Origin of the sequence: Snodgrassella sp. CFCC 13594, from assembly GCF_001590725.1 — a bacterium.
Taxonomy (GTDB): domain Bacteria; phylum Pseudomonadota; class Gammaproteobacteria; order Burkholderiales; family Neisseriaceae; genus Snodgrassella.
The window spans coordinates 1-542 of sequence record NZ_LQXR01000084.1 but is presented as its reverse complement, the minus strand read 5'-3'; the positions used below and the strand labels follow the sequence as shown (position 1 = coordinate 542).

Genomic DNA, 542 nt, shown 5'->3' with positions numbered 1-542 from the left:
TTGCACGCTTGCTCTATGTCTACTGAACGCTTGATGATGCGTCCTGCCTCTGCCTGTAGTAGCTCTAGTATTTGGTTACTCATGTTTAATTCCCACTATGTAAGGTATAATAATCATGTTTACTATCTAAGATAAAAGTCATGCTAACTGTTCCACGATTAATGCCTATTTGCATGAGTACTATCATGTCTTTCTTGATGTCTTTTATCATGACAGCGTTCCATATAGGCTTTAAGGCGGGCTTCATTTCAGAATGGCTCACCTCATGGCTCATGGCTTGGCCAATTGCAATGGTATTGGCATCTATAATTGCACCACGTGTACGAGGTCAAATTATTAAGGTGCTAGAAAAGTGATCTTATTCAACGCACCCAATAGGCCAGCCATCCAGTCCTATTGCGTTAACCTTGCGGCCCTTTTCTTCAGCCTGCTTGATACTGTCGTGACAGCTCTTGCATAGCTCTGCCAATTGTTCCTATCCCAAAATAGCTTCATGTCACCACAGTGTGGTTTGATGTGATCCACCACCGTTGCTTCAGTGA

1 protein-coding gene is annotated in these 542 nt (G+C 43.0%); it reads left to right on the top strand.

Going from position 1 to position 542, the window contains the following annotated elements; genetic code table 11:
* The first annotated feature begins 140 nt into the window (after positions 1 to 140).
* Positions 141 to 356 carry a DUF2798 domain-containing protein gene (locus tag A2F46_RS13515; RefSeq protein ID WP_082783700.1) on the top strand — a complete coding sequence of 72 codons (216 nt, stop codon included), beginning with the start codon at positions 141 to 143 and terminating at the stop codon, positions 354 to 356.
* The last annotated feature ends 186 nt before the right edge of the window (positions 357 to 542 follow it).